Consider the following 15,895-nt stretch of genomic DNA (forward strand, 5'->3'; position numbering starts at 1 on the left):
AAAGCCCCGCCTTTCAGCGGGGCTTGTTCTTTGTTGCGTTAAGTGGACCTGGCCCACTTCCACGCTTCCTCCAATTCATCGGTGGCAAAATGCCGTTCGCCAATTCCCAGGTGCCTGGCGATCTTTGCATCCTGCTCAACCAGCCAGCCCAGTGTCTTGCTGTCTGTGACGATCGCCAGCTTGGCAACGTTTTTCAAATGAGTGGTGATCCATCTGAGATCAGCATACGCAGCCTCAAGAGACGCCCATACGTTTTCTCCGACAATGACAAGCAGGTTGAGCTTGTCATGCTCGGCAAGCACTTTTTCGGCAAGCTCGATCATTTCCCGTTCTTCGGTGATGTCGATCTTTCCGGAAATCATCAGCCCCAGCGTGGGGCCCTCGCTTTGTGGCAATACCTTGTACATATGTCTTCCTCTTCAATGCGAAGTGCAGCATCCCTGCTGCACCGTTCCGTTTCAACCGCAAAAAACCAATGGCTCTCTGCTGAACTGAAAAGGCGTCAGGCCAATTCCGGATTTGCATGCTCGGGATAAAGCGATGGAAGTATTCCGCTTTGCCTGCTGGTCTTGCCCGCCCCTTTGGTAACCTGTTCGGCAATCTGGATCATGCGGCCGGCATCGAAGCTCGCGCTTTCCTTGTCCACGGCATAAAGATGCTGTTCCAATTTGCTGACTTCCTTTTTGAAGGCCTGCGGAACCGAGACCGTTTTCGGCAGTCCACGTTGCCAGGCGAGCGCTGCAAGATAGATATTCCTGGCATCCTTGCTTCTGCCCGCAGATTTGAGAGCTGACAGCAATTGTTCTGCTTCCCGGCGGGCCTGACCGGACTTCTCTGCATGTTTCCGGGCCGGTTCCTTTTGCACCGGCGAAGGAGCATGCCTGCGCCGGGCGGCCATGGCAACGCCGAACGCGAGCGCCAGCGTCACGGCAACGCCGCCTCCCGCAAGGGCCCACTCTTCCATATGGATCGAACCGTTCTCGGAAGAAAACGAGTTTGTCGGCCCGGAGGAAGCAGCGGGCCGCGAAGGCGTCGCCGACGCCGTCACGGGCCCATCCACATGAATGGTCTCGGACGGGATGGTTGCCGTTTTTTCTTCACCTGCTTCCGTATCCCACCAGGTCAGCGAGATTTCCGGCAGCACAACTTCACCGCCCGTCGTCGGCACGATGGACGTCACGATCTCACGGCGTCCGACGGTTCCTTCCTCGGTGCTGAACTCATCGGTTGCGTCGCTGTCGACATATATCCGCGCACCCGTGGGAGCGGCAAACTGCAGATCCGGCAATTGCTCGGAACGGGCACCCAGCGCCAGAATGCTGACCTTGCGCGTCACAGCTTCGCCGACCTTGAACTCAGGCTTTTCAGAAGACCATTCGGATATCAGCCTGACCGCTTTGGCTGGCAGGAACCATTGATCTGACTGCGTTGTGGCGCCACCCTCCACCGACAATTTGATTGCGTCGGACCGTGCAGCAAACGGCTTGCCGGGCGAAAACATGTCATTAAACATGCTGCTGCCAAAGCCGCGTGAGCCGAATGCACTGCCCTTGAAGGGAAAATCGTCAAACAGGGATCGCCCGATCCCCATGCGGTCGAACGGGCTTTGGCGTGCATTCGGATCCTTTACCTCGCCCCGAATGACGAAAGGCGCGATGGTCACTTCGCCGGTCTTTTGCGGCTGCAACATGTATTGGCGCTCGATCACGGTGACCGGTTGCCCGTTTCTCATGATTTGCGACGTGCGGTCCTCGCCATTCGATGTCAATTCATAGGCCGGATCGCTCGGCGCAACCAACTCGGCTCTCTTGAGAGGCACAAGCGTTTCAATCCGTACCGTCACCGGAATTTCCTGGTAGAGGTAATGATGGTCGCCCTGAAGCGTCGCCTCGACCGAGACGCCGTCTACACCCTGAGACTTCGGCATGTCAGCAGGATCAAGCACCGTCAGGGTCAGCGGTTTGCTGCTGGCGCCGTCAAACGACAGCTCCGGGATCGTTACCTGTCCTTTCTGCTTCGGCGACAGGGTGACAATCCAGCTTTTCTGCTGCGAATGTCTGCCATTGATGATCTGGGTCTGCATAGAGCTTGATGTTCCAAGGACATTGAACTCTTTTTGCAAAGGGGCCAGATCAGGCATTGAATTGCCTGCACCATCCGTTGTCAGTGTCAGCTGGAACTGATCGCCAATCGCGACCTTGTCCGTGTTGACCCTCGCATTCAGGCTTGCCGCCAGCGCGCCATGGCTCACCGCAAGCGTCAGCGCGGTCGCGAGCAGAACTTTCTTCACTCCGTTACGCTTCATCGTTTCGTCCTCGCTTACTGGGCTGCGCGCAGCCGTGCATAGTGTTTGTGGATCCGCGCTTTCAGCAGACCGGACGGATCATCCGGCACCCGGCGCAATTGTTGCTCCACGGCTTGATCAACCGGCGGCGGCGTGCGGGAGTATCCTTCCGCAACGGGCTCCTCTTCTTCTTCGCCGTTGCCGGAGAGCGCTTCCGAGAAGAGACGCGAGAGCATGTTCTCACTCGGCTCCTGCTCTGCCTGCTCCTGTGTCTCGGCACCTTCGGAAGACTGTGGCTGCATGGCTTGTTGCTGACCGGATTCTTCAGACATTTCTGCCGTCTGACCTTCGGCTTGCAGCTCCTGCGAGGCGTCCGCCTGCTCCCGGTTCTCTCCTTCGGCGGCCAGTTGTTCAGCCGACTGATCCTGGGCCTGCTGATCCTGGGCCTGTTCATTTTGGGCAGCCTGATCCTGGGCGTCGGCGCTCTCACCTTGCTGCTCTTCCGGCGTTATGCCGCCTGATTGCTGCGCAGCATTTTCCTGACCGGTCTGCTGGTCATCTGCCTGTTGCTCACCTGACTGTTGCTCACCAGACTGCTGATCTGCCGATTGCTGTTCGCCAGATTGCTCCTGCAGGTTCTGATCTTCGCTGCCTTGCGAATTGGCTTCCTGAATTTCAGAACCGCTTTCCTGCTGTTGGTCCTGCTGGTCTCCAGCGCTTTGCTGCTGATCTTGCTGATCCTGTTGACCCTGCCGGTTCTGGTCCTGTTGATCTTCCTGTCCCTGACCGCCTTGTTGATCCTGTTGCTGTTGGTTCTGGTTCTGCTGCTGTTGTTGTTCTTGCTGTTGCTGCTGTTCCTCCAGCAACTTGGCAACAAGATCACGGTTGAACCGAGCGTCTTCATCCGCCGGTGCGGCTTCCAGAGCGCGTTCATAAGCCTCCAGCGCACCTTCAAGATCTCCGGACTTCGCAAGCGCGTTTCCAAGATTGTAATCCCGCTGCGGGTCTTGCGAACCTGAATAGGCATCAACGGCGGCTCCGTATTCTCCGGCCCGATAGGCTGCTCCCGCCTGCCATTCAGGAACATCAAAGGTTCTCGCGGCGGTTTCGAAGTCACCGTTCTGGAACGCGATTTGCGCTTGTTGATCGCGTGTCGCCCACAAATCATCCCAGGCACTCGCGCTTGCCTGTTGAGGCTGAGCCATCAGGCCGGCACCAACCACGACAAGACCCATGAGGACACCACGGCGGAAGACAAAAGGCGCTAAGAGTGCAGGAATGATCAACAACCAGTATCCCATGTCCACCCAGCTATCGGCCTGGAAGTCATTTGCGTCGCCTGCAGCACGCATGGACTGATCCTGTACCGGCAACAGCACGTTGAGATCCGCATCACCTGGAGTGATCATCGAGAACTGCCCGCCGCCCGCAGTCGCCAAAGCTTCCAGGCTCTCTTTGGAAAGTTTTGTCATGAAAGTCTGCCCTTGAGAATTGCTGATGGCACGACCGTCGGCAGTCTGCAGCGTGGCCCCGTCCTCGGTTCCTGCCGCAAGAACGGAAACCGTGTAGCCGGCTCTGCGCGCGGCTTCGGCTGCGGCAAGGCTTGCGTCGGAGTCGCTACCGGAATTGTCCGCAATGACGATGATCTGACCGCGCGTAGCGTCCGCTCTTTCCAGAACCTGTTGAGCTTCGCTTATTGCCAGATCCAGCCTGTTGCCGAGCACCGGCATCAGGGATGTGGACAGTTCGGGCAGCATTTGCTCGATGACACGTGCATCATTGGTCAGCGGCGCTGCGACGAACGGAACGTCCGAGTAGATTACGAGGCCACGTTCGTCCCCTTGCGTGCGGGACAGGATGTCCCGCAACTTGTGAACCGACCGCTTCAGCCGGCTTGGCGTCAGGTCATCGGCATTCATCGACTGGGCAAGACTCAGCACCGCAACCACCGGCTCACCGCCGGTAAAGGACGGCACATCGGTTTTCTGCCAGGTCGGGCCGGCAAGACCCGTGATCACCAGAACGACCGCGGCAAAGGCGACCGGAGCAACCAACCTGCTCCTGCGCTGCTTTTTGCCTCCCCGCACCGACAGATGCGACAAGAGATGGGCATCGACATAGCGTGCCCAGGTATTTCCGACACTGCGGAAGCGGCCATTCCACAACAGCACAGCCAGAACCGTGGCCGGCACCAAGGCCCAGAGCCATTCAGGCCGCAGAAAATGAAAATTATCCGACAAGAAAGTCATCTCAATCAGCCTCCAGCCACGCTATGACGCCGTGAAAAAGTGGTGGGAACGACCAGGATCAATGCAAACAGAGCTGCCAGGATCAGCGCCGCGCCTGCGGGCCAGTAATAAAGCGCCACTTCCGGGCGGATATGCACCGGGTCACCCGCAACCGGCTCCAGGCGGTCAATCTCGCGGTAGACCGTTGCCAGTCCTTCGACATTGGTCGCCCTGAAATACTTGCCCCCGGTCATGTCGGCGATCTCTCTGAGGACGCCCTCGTCAAGATCTGCGGACGGATTGACCAGCTGCTGCCCAAGTCTCGTATTGACCGCCATCGCTTCCGCGCCGACGCCAATCGTGTAGATCTTGATACCGAGTTCCTCAGCAAGCGTGGCGGCCTTGAGAGGTTCCATGACGCCGGAATTGTTCGCCCCGTCGGTCAGCAGAACCAACACCCGGCCATTTTCCGGACGGTCCTTCAGCCGCTTCAACGAAATCGCGATGGCATCGCCAATGGCCGTTTTCTGACCGGTCAGACCAACTTCTGCCTCGTCCAGCAGATCGCGGACCGCATTCCGGTCGAAGGTCAGAGGCGCCTGCAGATAGGCACGATCGGAAAACAGCACCAGGCCGACCCGGTCACCTTTTCGGCTTTCAATGAAGGTATCGGCAGTCGCCTTGACCACATGAAGACGCGTCGACGGAAGGCCCCCGACTGCAAAGTCCTGCTCGTCCATCGAGCCGGACAAGTCGATCGCCAGCATGACGTCTCGGCCTTCGGCCGGAAGCGGAACTTCCGGGCCGACAAATGCCGGACGCGCAAGCGCGGTCACCAACAGCACCCAGATAAGCGAAGCCAGTGCCAACTTCCATAAGTTGCGGTTTTCAGCGCCTGCTCCGACGGAGGTTCCGCCGAATACGGACTTGAAAAACGGCACGCGCAGTGCACCGGAAAGGCCCGGGTCTGCAGGTCTGGCGAAGTAGCGGACAAGGAAGGGGAGCGGTAAGGCCAGAAAGGCCAAGGGCCACAGAAACGTAATCATGCGCACCTCCTGATCCATTGTTCTGCCGCGTCGACGAGCTTCTTCTTCTGCTCGTCCGTCGCCGGCTTCGATGGAGCGTATGGTGCCTGAGACAGAACCAGTGCCAGTTCACGGGGCATGCCGCTTTTGCCGCTGGTAAGATATTCAGCCCAGTCCTTGTCGCTCAAAATGCCGATGGAACGACCGTTCAGTCGAATGGCAACCCGCCGCAACAACGCCGAGACATGTGTCGCCAGCTCCGAAAGATCGGCGGCATCTTCACCGCGCATTTTCTCAAGTTCGCCCAGAGCGACGTAACGCACGGTCCGCCTGCGCAGGATCGACCAGACCATCAACGCGGCGACAGCCGCCAGAAACAGGACAGCAACACCCCACCAGCCTGGGGCAAGTGGCCACCAGGAAACCGGTTCAGGCAGACGGATGTCCTTAAGTTGCTCAAGTTGTGTCAGTATCTGAGGGGGAAGTTCTGTCGTCATTGCGACCTCCTTCCGGGTTCAATGCCTTTGACATAAAGAAGAGATTTCGGATCATCCGGTGTCGACAGCGCATGAAACGCCATTGCCCGTTGACGGCATGTCAGCTCCAGTCGCTCTTGCCGCTCGTTGAATGCGGTCGAATAATCCTGCAACGCATGACGCCTCAGTCCCGATAGAGAAACCGCCCGGTATCCATCACTGATCCGCCCTCCCCTCGGAGGCAATTCGCAATCCAGAGGATCGGTCACCATGATGTTGGTGACGTGAGGACTTTTCGATAGCCGGCGAAGTTCCTGTTCGCACCGCTTGTCGAAATCGGCGAAATCACTGACAATGAAGGCAAGGGCTCCTGGCCGGCACTCATGACGCAAACGGCGTATGCCATCGGCAAGGCTCAGCTCTTTTCCCGGTTCACGGTCCAAACGGGTTTCTTCCGCAATTGCCTCGATGAAACGGAGCACCGCCCGGCGAGTTCGTGCGCCGCGGAAATCGCGGACACCACTTCTCGTCAGGATCAGGCCACCGACCCTGTCGCCGCCATCATGGCCAATCCACGCAAGCTTGGCGGCAATCTCTGCTGCCAGGTGCGACTTGAAACGCACACGGCTGCCGAACTGCATCATCTCGCGCAGATCCAGAAGGATGTGGACCGGACGTTCCCTTTCTTCCTGAAAGAGTTTCGTGTGGGTCCTGCCGGTTCTCGCTGTCACCTGCCAGTCGATGCTGCGAACATCATCACCAGGCTGGTACTCGCGGGACTCGGCAAACTCCATGCCTCGCCCGCGAAAAACCGAACGATTAGTCCCCCACTGATGTGTGCTGACACGGCCGGACGGGGCAAATCCTGACGTCGCCCTTGGAGGACGGGTGCGGATCAGCTCCGCCGTACTCGCCTCAACGCCTGCCGCATAGGTGCGGTGTTCATGCATGGCCCGATACCTCAGCTAACCGGAACGCGATCGATCAGGGCATCGATGAAGCCGTCACGGGTCTCGCCATCGGCTTCAGCCTCAAAGCTCAGGATGATCCGGTGGCGCAGAACGTCGTGCAAAATCGCCTGAACATCTGCCGGAGTTGCGAAGTCGGAGCCGCGCATCCAGGCATGCACCCTTGCGCAACGATCAAGCGCAATCGTGCTTCTGGGAGAAGCGCCGTAGGCAATCATGCGGGACAGATCGTCGCCGTAAGCTCCCGGGTTGCGGGTCGCCTGAACCAGTTGAATGATGTATTCGGTCAAGGCTTCGGAAACATGTGTTTCCAGCGCTTTCCTGCGGGCGTCAAAAATCTCGTTGATGCTGATCTTGCGCTCAGGCCGTTCTATCTCGCCAAAGGTTTCGCCGCGCACCAGTTTCAAGATATCGCGCTCGGCTTCCGCCGAGGGAAAATCGACATTGACCTGCAGCAGAAAGCGATCGAGCTGGGCTTCCGGCAGAGGATAAGTGCCTTCCTGCTCAATCGGGTTCTGCGTTGCCAGAACCATGAAGAGTTCGGGCAGGAGGTGGGTGGTGCCGCCAACCGTGATCTGCTTTTCCGCCATGGCTTCCAGAAGCGCGGACTGCACCTTTGCCGGTGCACGGTTGATCTCGTCTGCCAGGATCAGACTGTTGAAAAGCGGACCTTTCTGGAAGTTGAACTCCCCGCGCTCCGCCCGATAGACATCGGTTCCTGTCAGGTCGCTCGGCAACAGATCCGGCGTGAATTGTACGCGCTTGGCGTCACAATCGATGACTTCCGACAGCGCGTTTACCGCCTTGGTCTTTGCCAAGCCTGGTGCGCCGATAACAAGCACATGTCCATCACTGAACAGACCGAGCAGAATGCGATCAACGAATTGCTGCTGGCCGATGATGCGGGAATTCATGAAATCGCGAAGATAATGGGCGACATCGCCCTTGGTATTTGCCGCGGTAGCGGTTGCATGCAGGTTCATGATCTGGCGTCCTTTCAAAATGTGACGTCGCGATCGCCGGAGATGTACTGCTCGCCGCTTCGGTTCGACGGGCCTTGCTCCGGTGAGCGCAATTGGACTTCGGTATTGGAGGGTGAACCTGCGCGATTCCGGAAACAGGCAGGAATCTGCGCTTGCAACGCCTTACAGGCATTGCGAATTTTCATTCGCAGTTTTGCGGTCATATCAGCGACGCTCCGATCCGGTACCCAGGGCAGGTATTGTTTGAACAACCGGAGAATGGGGTGCGCACTTTAACTGCGCCTGTCGCGAAGTTTAAAAATAATTGAGGTTTGGAAATTCAGATCGAAATTGCAGACAATTGGCGCGTTCGGCACGAGAAGCTTTACTGCGCAGCCTTCGCTTCTGCCTGGGCGCGGCTTGGAAATCGCAATATGATCCGAAGGCCCGGCGCAGCGTCCTGAAGCGTCACTGATGCGCCGTGGTGTTCGGCAACCGCCGCGACCATGGCAAGACCCAGTCCGCTCCCCGGCTTCGTTCGAGCACTGTCCAGACGCTCAAAGGGCTTCAGGATCCGCTCGCGATCACCCTCGGAAACGCCAAGCCCGTTGTCAGCAACGCAAAGTACGATCTCAGGATTTTCCTGACGGCATTCAACCACAATCGAGGTGCCCGGCGGGCAGTGTTCGATGGCATTGCCGAGCAGATTGACCAGGAGTTGCTTGATCATTCCCGGATCGGCATGCATGAGCAACTGGGCGTCCGACTTGGATGACAGGCGAATGTTCTGGTCAGCCAGCTCAGCCAAAGGCTCCATGAAATCGATCATGTCGCGAATGAGGGTCGGCAGATCGAAATCCTGATAGGAAGAGGTTCCGGCGCTTGCCTCGATGCGTGAAATTCGCAGAACGGTCTCGATGATCGAATTGAGCCTCTGCACCTCTCCGAGTGCAGCTTCTATGTCTTCCCGCGGGGCTCTGTGCTTGTCTATTTTTTCAAGCGCCTGGTTGAGACAGATCTGCGTATTGGAAAGCGGTGTTTTGATATCGTGCGCTATGGACGAAGCAGTCGACTGCATGCCCTCCATCAGCCTTGCCAGGCGGTCGAGGTGCCAGTTGACCTCTGCTGAAATCCGATCGATCTGGTCATGGTCGGAAGACACTGCAAGCCGGGCGGAGATATCCCCACGCGAAATATTTTGCATCACGCTTTCCATTGCGCGCAGCTTCTGCAGGGATTTCCGGCTTGCGAAATAACCGAGCAACAAAGTGCCGACGGTTATCGCGGTGCCGAGAAAGATCAGCCAGAACAACAGCCACCAACGGGCAGCGTCGATGATCCGGCTGCTCCGGCCAATCACCAGGGTCAGATCATCCAGCGATACACGTTTGAGATAATAGCCTTGTGAAGTCGCGGCTGCCTGGGAATAGCTGACCTGCACCTTCTGCCATCCGATCGCCGGAGGAGTAGATGGCAACGTCCCGGCAAGGCGAATTCCTCCACTGTCGAACACACCGGAAGCATGTCCGATCGGCAGCGCATGTTCCGTAAGGTTCTTGATCGCGTTGACGAGCCCGCTCTGCCCCTCGGATCGGTAGATCTGCTCCAGAAGCACGATCTCCTCTTCAGTCTGCGCCCGCAGTTCCCCTTCAAGCGTGTTGGTGACCGCCAGGACGAGAACAATCCCGGCAACCACGATCATCAACACGAACGCACAGGCCACCCGCAAGGAGGTCTTGAAGGCAAGGCCCGATCTGACGTCAGCGCGGCGCACGGACTGAATACCCGACATTGCGAATGGTCTGGATCAAAGCCGTGTCGAACGGCTTGTCGATCTTCTGGCGCAACTTGCTGATATGTGTTTCGACAACGGACGTGCCAGGGTCGAAATTGAAGCCCCAGATCTTTTCCAGCATCATGGTGCGTGTAACGACGCGACCGGCGTTTTCCATCAACAGCTGCAAAAGCGCAAATTCCTTCTGCTGTAACTCTATCGGCGTACCGGCCCGCTCGGCGGTCCGTGCCAACAGGTCAAGTTTCAGATCATGTACCTTCAGCTCGGTTGTGGCCGTAGCTTCCTGGGGCCTGCGGGATAGCGCGGTGATCCGGGCAAGCAGTTCGGAAAAATGGAATGGCTTGACCATGTAGTCATCGCCGCCCGCCAGCAGCCCTTCCACCTTGTCATCAACATCGCCAAGCGCGGTCAGAAAAATCACCGGCAGCTTGCTGGTCGTTGCTCTCAGTGCCTTGACCAGGGAAAGCCCGTCCATGCCCGGGAGCATCCGGTCGACAATGGCAAGATCACAGTCGTTGTAAAGGCAATAGGTCAGCGCCTCACGGCCATCCGTCAACCAGTCGACGGTATGCCCGTTTTCCGTAAGCCCGTTCCGAATGTAGTCGGCTGCTTTCTGATCGTCCTCAGCAAGTAGAATCTTCATTTAGGGGTCCAAAAAACAAAACTACCTGTAATTGATATCAGCGGTTTCGAAATATTCAATCCATTGTATTTTAAATATAACTAGGAAACGGTGCCATGATAGCAAGTTTCACGCTTTTTGATTAATCCAGTGATGTGTTCCGGGGCCGAAACATTGATCGGCCGCACAGTCCTTTCAGCAGCACCTTCCCGCGTGATGTCAGACATGAGCTCTCTTGTAGAGCTACCGCCACTCGAAGACGTCTCTTCATCGAATTCCTACTGTGTTTCAAATGAGCAGCTCTTGCTCAAATTCACTGACTAGTGCCCGAAGTGGGCAGGCTTCATCTTTCCATCACAACGGAAAGGAACCGAAACCATGAAACTCTATTCAGCACCTGGCACCTGCGCCACTGCCATGCACATTGCACTGGAATGGATTGGCAACCCCTATGAGGTTGAGCATCTCGACTTCGCCGCAATGAAGTCCCCTGAATATCTTGAACTCAATCCGTCCGGCGTCGTCCCGACACTGGTTGACGGCGAACTGGCGTTGCCGGAAGGCATGGCGATCCTCCTTTATCTTCTGGACCAGAATCCCGACGCAGGCATCGGGCCTGCGGCAGGAACAAAAGAACGCGTCGAGCTGCACCGCTGGCTGGTCTATCTGTCCGGCACATTGCATCCCTATTTCTGGCCGCACTTCATGCCGATGCGCTTCACCACCGACGAAAACGGTCAGGAAGCGGTCCGTGCCGCAAGCCATATCCTGATCGACAAGGCTCTGACGCTCATCGACGATCATCTGGAAGGACGGGACTGGATGGTCGGTACAAGCAAATCCGTCGCGGACGCCTTCCTCTATCCGATGGCCGGGTGGGCCTACGGCTTCGACAAGCCGACCTCACAGTATCCGAACATTGATCGCATCGTCCACAAACTGGCATCCGATCCCGCTGTTCAACGAGTACATGAAGCCCAGGGCACCAGCCCGAAAGTGGGCGCTGCCGCCTGATTCCCCTGACAGCAGGTCCTGCCGGGTTCCCCCGGCAGGAATCATGGCTATGGATTCCTGAAATGAACACCGAAATCCGAAAGTTCTCAATTCCCCTGCGCGCTCTGCATTGGTCGATGGCAGTGCTTCTCGTCGGCTTGCTTGTCTCAGGCATCTATGCGCACCGCATGGCACTGGACCACCCGTGGAAATTTGATTTTTATGCCTGGCACCGGGCTTTTGGCGTTCTCGCCTTTGCACTGGTGATCCTGCGTCTGATTGTCCGCTTCCGCTCCCGTTCACCCGAAATGCCGACAACACTGCCCTGGCATGAAAGAACCTCGGCCAGGGCAGCGCAGATCTTTCTGTATCTTGCCATGTTGGCAATACCCGTATTCGGATATGTCGCCAGTTCCGCAGTGCCGGAGTTTCCAAACGTTCCTCCGTTGCACTCCATCTGGTTTTTTGGCCTGGATCTGCCTTTGTTTCCGATCGCCAAGAACTACGAGACGACAGTCTTTTACATCTCCATCCACAAATACCTGGGCTACGCCATGATTGCGATCATCACGGTTCATGCGGCTGGGGCGCTCAAACACCGGCTTTTTGACCGCCGCGAAAACGATGTTCTTTCAAAAATGATCTGAGTGACGCCGTCTCACAACAGTCCTTCGATACCGGCTTCGATAGTCACGAATGGAGACAACCATGCCCAGTCAGGAAAAGGAGCACACGCTGACCGAGGCTCCGGTCAATACCCTTCTGGTAAAGATGGCAGCCCCGATCAGCCTTGGCATGATTTCGACATTTCTGTTTCAGATCGTCGACACCTATTTTGTCGGCCTGTTGGGTCCGGCCGAACTCGCGGCCCTGACATTTGCCTCCAACGCTTATCTCGTCCTCGTCTCCATCTATGTTGGATTCTCGGTGGGAGTGTCCTCAGTGGTGGCCAAAGCCATTGGAGCTGGAAAGAAAGAACGTGCACGCGTGTTGACCTCACTGGCATTGAGTTCAGTCCTGATACTTTCAATCTTGCTCTCAATTGCCGGCGTCCGGACTATGGATCCCCTGTTTGCCGTGCTTGGAGCGCAACCCGAAACGTTGCCGCTGATCGCGTCCTATATGAATGTGCTTTACCTCGGACTGCCATTCCTGATGATTGGTATTATTGGAGGTGGCGCACTTCGCGCAATCGGGATCACCAGGGACACGGAGATCGTGTTTGCCATCGCCGGCGTTGTTAACCTGCTGTTTGACTACATACTGATCTTCGGAATCGGACCCTTTCCTGCACTCGGGATTACGGGTGCAGCCTGGGCGACGGTGCTGTCGTTTCTTTTCATTTTCGGCGGAGTGGGAACGCTGCTGGTACGGAACCGATTACTCAGCGCATCAGGCCTGAACGATATCCTGAAGGATCTCCGTGAAATCTTCGCGATTTCCCTGCCCGCGATTTTCATGCAGATTCTGACCCCGGTTACAGCGGTCTTCACCACACTCCTATTGGCCCGGTACGGTCCGGACACCGTCGCAGCTTTTGGCGTGGCCAGTCGCATCGAAGCACTGGCGCTTGTCGGAATATCGGCGATCAGCATGGCGGCAACACCTTTTGTTGCGCAGAATTTCGGTGCCGGTAAACATGGCCGGATCGATGAAGCGATCGTATTCGCAGGCAAGGCATCGCTTTTGATCGGCTTGTGCCTCTTCATCGTCCTTGCTCTTGCCGGATCTCACATAGCGAAGATCTTCACCCGAGATCCCGGCATCGTTGAGTTTGTCAGTCTCTATTTCAGGATTGTCGCGCTTTCCTACGGATTTCAGGGAATCGTGAATGTCACTGCCGCCGTATTCAACGGACTGCAAGCGCCTTTAAGTGCGCTCAAGCTGATGTTTGTTCGCACTGCGCTGATCGTGCTGCCGGCATTGGCGATCGGATCTCTGTTCGGCCCATTGTGGATCCTGATAGCCCTTTGTGCGGCGAACATACTGGCTGCCGGCTATGCGCGTCGCCTCTTGATGACGTCCGCGACGCGGTGGAACCATACGCGTGTCAGCTCAAACCCGGTCCGTGACATTTCCAAGGGAATCAGAAAGCTCCTGCAGAGGTAGGAACAGCAAACACGGGCGTCACCATGTTCAGTTACGCAACTTTCAAAAGGAGATCATAGACCACTGCAACCCATTGCGGGTTCGGCTCGCTTCGCCGGGAGACCAGAACCAGGTCTCTTGAGATCGGATGTTTTTCAAGATTGGTCACAAACACATGTTCATCGGCGTATCGGAGAATGTCCGGTCGCGGCAAGATTGTGTATCCCAGCCCTGCCTTCACGCATTCCATGCAGGATTCAATGCTGTCCAGGACAAGTGTCGGGTGGTTTGACGGCGGCAGGTTCCTGAAAAATCCGGCAATCAACTTCCCAATTCCGGTGCTAGGCCTGAAATGAATGAAAGGCAACTTCTCGGAAAGAACATCAAAATTCGCACCGTCATTGACGGATGGCGCTGCAATACTCATGACCTCTGACGCAATCACATCATATCTGAGAGAATCCTCCTGTTGGCCCGCGGAAGTGATGACCGCGCAATCGATCTGGCCGGCGGCAACCTGGTTTTCCAGAACTTCGGACAAAGCAGAGGAAAATCTGAATTGCGCATCTGGAACATGTCCCCTCGCAAGCCTGACGAAGCCAGGCAGAATTCGAACACTGGCCGATTGCACGAATCCGATCTGAAACACGCCATGAAGAACCGTAGCTGTTCCGCAGATGCCGACAATGGCCTGTTCCTCGCGAAGAAGGGCCCTTGCCCGGTCCGCCACCAAACGGCCGAGAGGTGTTAGTTTCGGTGGGCGAAATGTGCGATCAAAAAGATCCGCACCCAACTCTGTTTCCAGTGCCTTCATCTGCATGCTCAACGCAGACAGTGTCATATTTTGCAGCTCTGCAGCCTTACTGAACGACTGAACGTCGTTTATTCGAACAAGAGTTTCCAGTGCACGGGTTTGCATTACTTCAACATTTTTGAATTTGATTTAAAATCTTATTCGATTGAATTGAATAAAGGCATTATCTTACAATTTCAATCCGAAACTGCTCCTCTACCACTGGCAGGCAAAGGCAAATCGATGACCAACTTGACATGCGATCAGACAATGCTTCAGGCAACCGCCAGAAAGCTGTCACAGGATGTCTTCCTTGGACGCGCAGCCGATATCGACCGTTCCGAGGAGTATCCCTGGCTCAATGTTGAATGCCTGACGAAAGCAGGCTTCATGGGCATGACCATTCCCGTCGAATACGGTGGTCAGGGACTGACTTATTTCGATGCAGTTCTTGTTATCGAAGAGGTTGCAAAAGTTTGCGGTGTGACCGCACGCATCGTCGTCGAAGCCAATATGGGTGGTGTTGGCGCCATCATGAAATATGGCTCCGAGAAGCAGAAAAGACTGGCCGCCGACCTTGTCTTGAGCGGAGACAAACCAGCCATTTGCATCACGGAACCAGGCGCAGGAAGCGCCGCAACGGAAATGACAACAACGGCGACGCGCCGTGGCGATCATTACGTTCTAAGTGGAACCAAACACTGGATTACCGGTGGTGGTGTCTCAAAGCTGCATCTTGTTTTTGCTCGCGTCATTGAGAATGGCATTTCGCAAGGCATCGCAGGCTTTATCGTAGTTCGCGGTGAATCCGATGGACTGAAGATCGGCCGCCGGGAACCCGCGATGGGCCTACGCGGAATACCGGAAACTGAAGTGATCCTTGATGACCTCGTCGTTTCAAAGGAGATGATGCTGGTTCCGCCGGAAGGCATCAAACGCGGTTTCGCAGGGTTGATGAATGCCTATAACGGGCAACGCGTTGGTGCGGGAACGGTCGCATTGGGCATAGCCCAGGGGGCTTATGAACTGGCACTCGACTACGCCAAGACCCGAAACCAGTTCGGCCGTCCAATTGCTGAATTTCAGGGATTGCAGTGGATGTTGTCGGACATGTCTATCGGCTTGGCTGCTTCCAGAGCCCTACTTCACAATGCGGCAATCGACGCCGGTGTGGGTTTCCCTGACATGGCAGCTGCCGCTCAGGCCAAGATTCTTGCCTCGGAAACCGCGATCAAGGTGACAAACGACGCCCTTCAAATTCACGGTGCGGCGGGATACTCCCGAAACCTGCCTCTGGAGAGAATGGCACGCGATGCCCGCATGTTCACCATAGGCGGCGGCACTGCCCAGGTTCTTAGAACTCAGGTGGCGAGCAGCATTCTCGGAATAAAAACTCCACAAACCCGTGATGGTTACGCTGGAAAGACCAACGAAATAATGGAAGAGACGCCTGTCGGAGCAGCCCCGCTTCTTCGGTTGGCCTAATACGGACAAAATTCGGTATCTTCTACACTTCTTTGTTTTATTTTTAGTTTTGAACGCCAAAAAGTCCGCTGGTTTTCACCATGCGGGCTTTTTTTGTAATTTGGTTTCGTGAGGGGGCTTTTATGTTCGCGTTGCTCGATTGCGCTTCGTGCTTCGCCCTTGTCGTGAACCGCAAA

16 protein-coding genes are annotated in these 15,895 nt (G+C 56.3%); 4 read left to right on the top strand and 12 right to left on the bottom strand.

The features are described 5' to 3' along the window. Positions 1-38 precede the first annotated feature (38 nt). From ABLQ08_RS12585 to ABLQ08_RS12630, 10 genes are all read right to left on the bottom strand, one after another. A complete protein-coding gene (locus tag ABLQ08_RS12585; protein WP_352942510.1) occupies positions 39-407 on the bottom strand; it encodes an STAS/SEC14 domain-containing protein in 369 nt (122 codons plus the stop codon). A gap of 95 nt (positions 408-502) precedes the next feature. Then, positions 503-2,305 (bottom strand): BatD family protein, encoded by a 1,803-nt coding sequence (locus tag ABLQ08_RS12590; RefSeq protein WP_352942512.1) that lies wholly within the window; start codon positions 2,303-2,305, stop codon positions 503-505. 14 nt (positions 2,306-2,319) lie between these two features. Beyond that, a complete protein-coding gene (locus ABLQ08_RS12595) occupies positions 2,320-4,533 on the bottom strand; it encodes a VWA domain-containing protein (protein WP_352942513.1) in 2,214 nt (737 codons plus the stop codon). A gap of 5 nt (positions 4,534-4,538) precedes the next feature. Continuing rightward, positions 4,539-5,558, bottom strand: a complete 1,020-nt coding sequence (locus ABLQ08_RS12600) for a vWA domain-containing protein (RefSeq protein ID WP_352942516.1) — start codon at positions 5,556-5,558, stop codon at positions 4,539-4,541. After that, positions 5,555-6,034 carry a DUF4381 domain-containing protein gene (locus ABLQ08_RS12605; RefSeq protein WP_352942519.1) on the bottom strand — a complete coding sequence of 160 codons (480 nt, stop codon included), beginning with the start codon at positions 6,032-6,034 and terminating at the stop codon, positions 5,555-5,557. Before ABLQ08_RS12605 ends, ABLQ08_RS12600 begins: the two co-directional genes overlap by 4 nt. After that, positions 6,031-6,963 (bottom strand): DUF58 domain-containing protein, encoded by a 933-nt coding sequence (locus ABLQ08_RS12610; RefSeq protein WP_352942521.1) that lies wholly within the window; start codon positions 6,961-6,963, stop codon positions 6,031-6,033. The genes ABLQ08_RS12605 and ABLQ08_RS12610 overlap by 4 nt, the downstream gene beginning before the upstream one ends. Before the next feature lie 11 nt (positions 6,964-6,974). Continuing rightward, positions 6,975-7,895, bottom strand: coding sequence for an AAA family ATPase (locus tag ABLQ08_RS12615; protein WP_425328982.1), 921 nt, complete (start codon positions 7,893-7,895; stop codon positions 6,975-6,977). A gap of 83 nt (positions 7,896-7,978) precedes the next feature. Beyond that, the gene (locus ABLQ08_RS12620) at positions 7,979-8,167 is read right to left on the bottom strand and encodes a hypothetical protein (protein WP_352942525.1); all 189 of its coding nucleotides are present in this window, start codon (positions 8,165-8,167) and stop codon (positions 7,979-7,981) included. A gap of 161 nt (positions 8,168-8,328) precedes the next feature. After that, positions 8,329-9,735: a sensor histidine kinase gene (locus ABLQ08_RS12625; protein WP_352942528.1), complete on the bottom strand. Its 1,407-nt coding sequence runs from the start codon at positions 9,733-9,735 to the stop codon at positions 8,329-8,331. After that, on the bottom strand, positions 9,704-10,381 hold the full coding sequence (locus ABLQ08_RS12630; RefSeq protein ID WP_352942530.1) for a response regulator transcription factor: 678 nt from the start codon (positions 10,379-10,381) through the stop codon (positions 9,704-9,706). The genes ABLQ08_RS12625 and ABLQ08_RS12630 overlap by 32 nt, the downstream gene beginning before the upstream one ends. Positions 10,382-10,738: 357 nt before the next feature. Here ABLQ08_RS12630 and ABLQ08_RS12635 point away from each other — a divergent pair, with 357 nt between their 5' ends. The 3 genes from ABLQ08_RS12635 (at position 10,739) to ABLQ08_RS12645 (ending at position 13,462) form a co-directional block, all read left to right on the top strand. Then, positions 10,739-11,374, top strand: a complete 636-nt coding sequence (locus ABLQ08_RS12635) for a glutathione S-transferase family protein (RefSeq protein WP_352942532.1) — start codon at positions 10,739-10,741, stop codon at positions 11,372-11,374. Positions 11,375-11,436: 62 nt separating this feature from the next. Continuing rightward, positions 11,437-12,000 (top strand): cytochrome b, encoded by a 564-nt coding sequence (locus ABLQ08_RS12640; RefSeq protein WP_352942535.1) that lies wholly within the window; start codon positions 11,437-11,439, stop codon positions 11,998-12,000. A 61-nt stretch (positions 12,001-12,061) separates the two neighbouring features. Then, positions 12,062-13,462 carry an MATE family efflux transporter gene (locus ABLQ08_RS12645; RefSeq protein WP_352942537.1) on the top strand — a complete coding sequence of 467 codons (1,401 nt, stop codon included), beginning with the start codon at positions 12,062-12,064 and terminating at the stop codon, positions 13,460-13,462. A gap of 31 nt (positions 13,463-13,493) precedes the next feature. On the opposite strand, the gene ABLQ08_RS12650 is transcribed toward ABLQ08_RS12645, so the two are convergent. Continuing rightward, positions 13,494-14,360, bottom strand: a complete 867-nt coding sequence (locus ABLQ08_RS12650; protein WP_352942538.1) for a LysR family transcriptional regulator — start codon at positions 14,358-14,360, stop codon at positions 13,494-13,496. 117 nt (positions 14,361-14,477) lie between these two features. On the opposite strand from ABLQ08_RS12650, the gene acdA reads away from it, so the two are divergent. Continuing rightward, positions 14,478-15,719 (top strand): 3-sulfinopropanoyl-CoA desulfinase, encoded by a 1,242-nt coding sequence (gene acdA / locus ABLQ08_RS12655; protein WP_352942540.1) that lies wholly within the window; start codon positions 14,478-14,480, stop codon positions 15,717-15,719. Here acdA and ABLQ08_RS12660 read toward each other — a convergent pair. Then, positions 15,716-15,895: hypothetical protein (locus tag ABLQ08_RS12660; protein WP_352942542.1), on the bottom strand; the 180-nt coding region annotated here is incomplete at its 5' end. The two genes, acdA and ABLQ08_RS12660, sit on opposite strands and share 4 nt — an antisense overlap.

The sequence above is a fragment of the Roseibium sp. SCP14 genome, from assembly GCF_040329475.1.
GTDB lineage: Bacteria > Pseudomonadota > Alphaproteobacteria > Rhizobiales > Stappiaceae > Roseibium.

What these genes read in the sequence shown, in the direction of transcription:
- ABLQ08_RS12650 (WP_352942538.1), bottom strand. Translation starts at nt 14,360, where the DNA reads ATGCAAACCCGTGCACTGGAAACTCTTGTTCGAATAAACGACGTTCAG.
- ABLQ08_RS12590 (WP_352942512.1), bottom strand. Translation starts at nt 2,305, where the DNA reads ATGAAGCGTAACGGAGTGAAGAAAGTTCTGCTCGCGACCGCGCTGACG.
- acdA (WP_352942540.1), top strand. Translation starts at nt 14,478, where the DNA reads ATGACCAACTTGACATGCGATCAGACAATGCTTCAGGCAACCGCCAGA.
- ABLQ08_RS12610 (WP_352942521.1), bottom strand. Translation starts at nt 6,963, where the DNA reads ATGCATGAACACCGCACCTATGCGGCAGGCGTTGAGGCGAGTACGGCG.
- ABLQ08_RS12585 (WP_352942510.1), bottom strand. Translation starts at nt 407, where the DNA reads ATGTACAAGGTATTGCCACAAAGCGAGGGCCCCACGCTGGGGCTGATG.
- ABLQ08_RS12630 (WP_352942530.1), bottom strand. Translation starts at nt 10,381, where the DNA reads ATGAAGATTCTACTTGCTGAGGACGATCAGAAAGCAGCCGACTACATT.
- ABLQ08_RS12605 (WP_352942519.1), bottom strand. Translation starts at nt 6,034, where the DNA reads ATGACGACAGAACTTCCCCCTCAGATACTGACACAACTTGAGCAACTT.
- ABLQ08_RS12625 (WP_352942528.1), bottom strand. Translation starts at nt 9,735, where the DNA reads ATGTCGGGTATTCAGTCCGTGCGCCGCGCTGACGTCAGATCGGGCCTT.
- ABLQ08_RS12645 (WP_352942537.1), top strand. Translation starts at nt 12,062, where the DNA reads ATGCCCAGTCAGGAAAAGGAGCACACGCTGACCGAGGCTCCGGTCAAT.
- ABLQ08_RS12640 (WP_352942535.1), top strand. Translation starts at nt 11,437, where the DNA reads ATGAACACCGAAATCCGAAAGTTCTCAATTCCCCTGCGCGCTCTGCAT.
- ABLQ08_RS12595 (WP_352942513.1), bottom strand. Translation starts at nt 4,533, where the DNA reads ATGACTTTCTTGTCGGATAATTTTCATTTTCTGCGGCCTGAATGGCTC.
- ABLQ08_RS12635 (WP_352942532.1), top strand. Translation starts at nt 10,739, where the DNA reads ATGAAACTCTATTCAGCACCTGGCACCTGCGCCACTGCCATGCACATT.
- ABLQ08_RS12620 (WP_352942525.1), bottom strand. Translation starts at nt 8,167, where the DNA reads ATGACCGCAAAACTGCGAATGAAAATTCGCAATGCCTGTAAGGCGTTG.
- ABLQ08_RS12600 (WP_352942516.1), bottom strand. Translation starts at nt 5,558, where the DNA reads ATGATTACGTTTCTGTGGCCCTTGGCCTTTCTGGCCTTACCGCTCCCC.
- ABLQ08_RS12615 (WP_425328982.1), bottom strand. Translation starts at nt 7,895, where the DNA reads ATGAATTCCCGCATCATCGGCCAGCAGCAATTCGTTGATCGCATTCTG.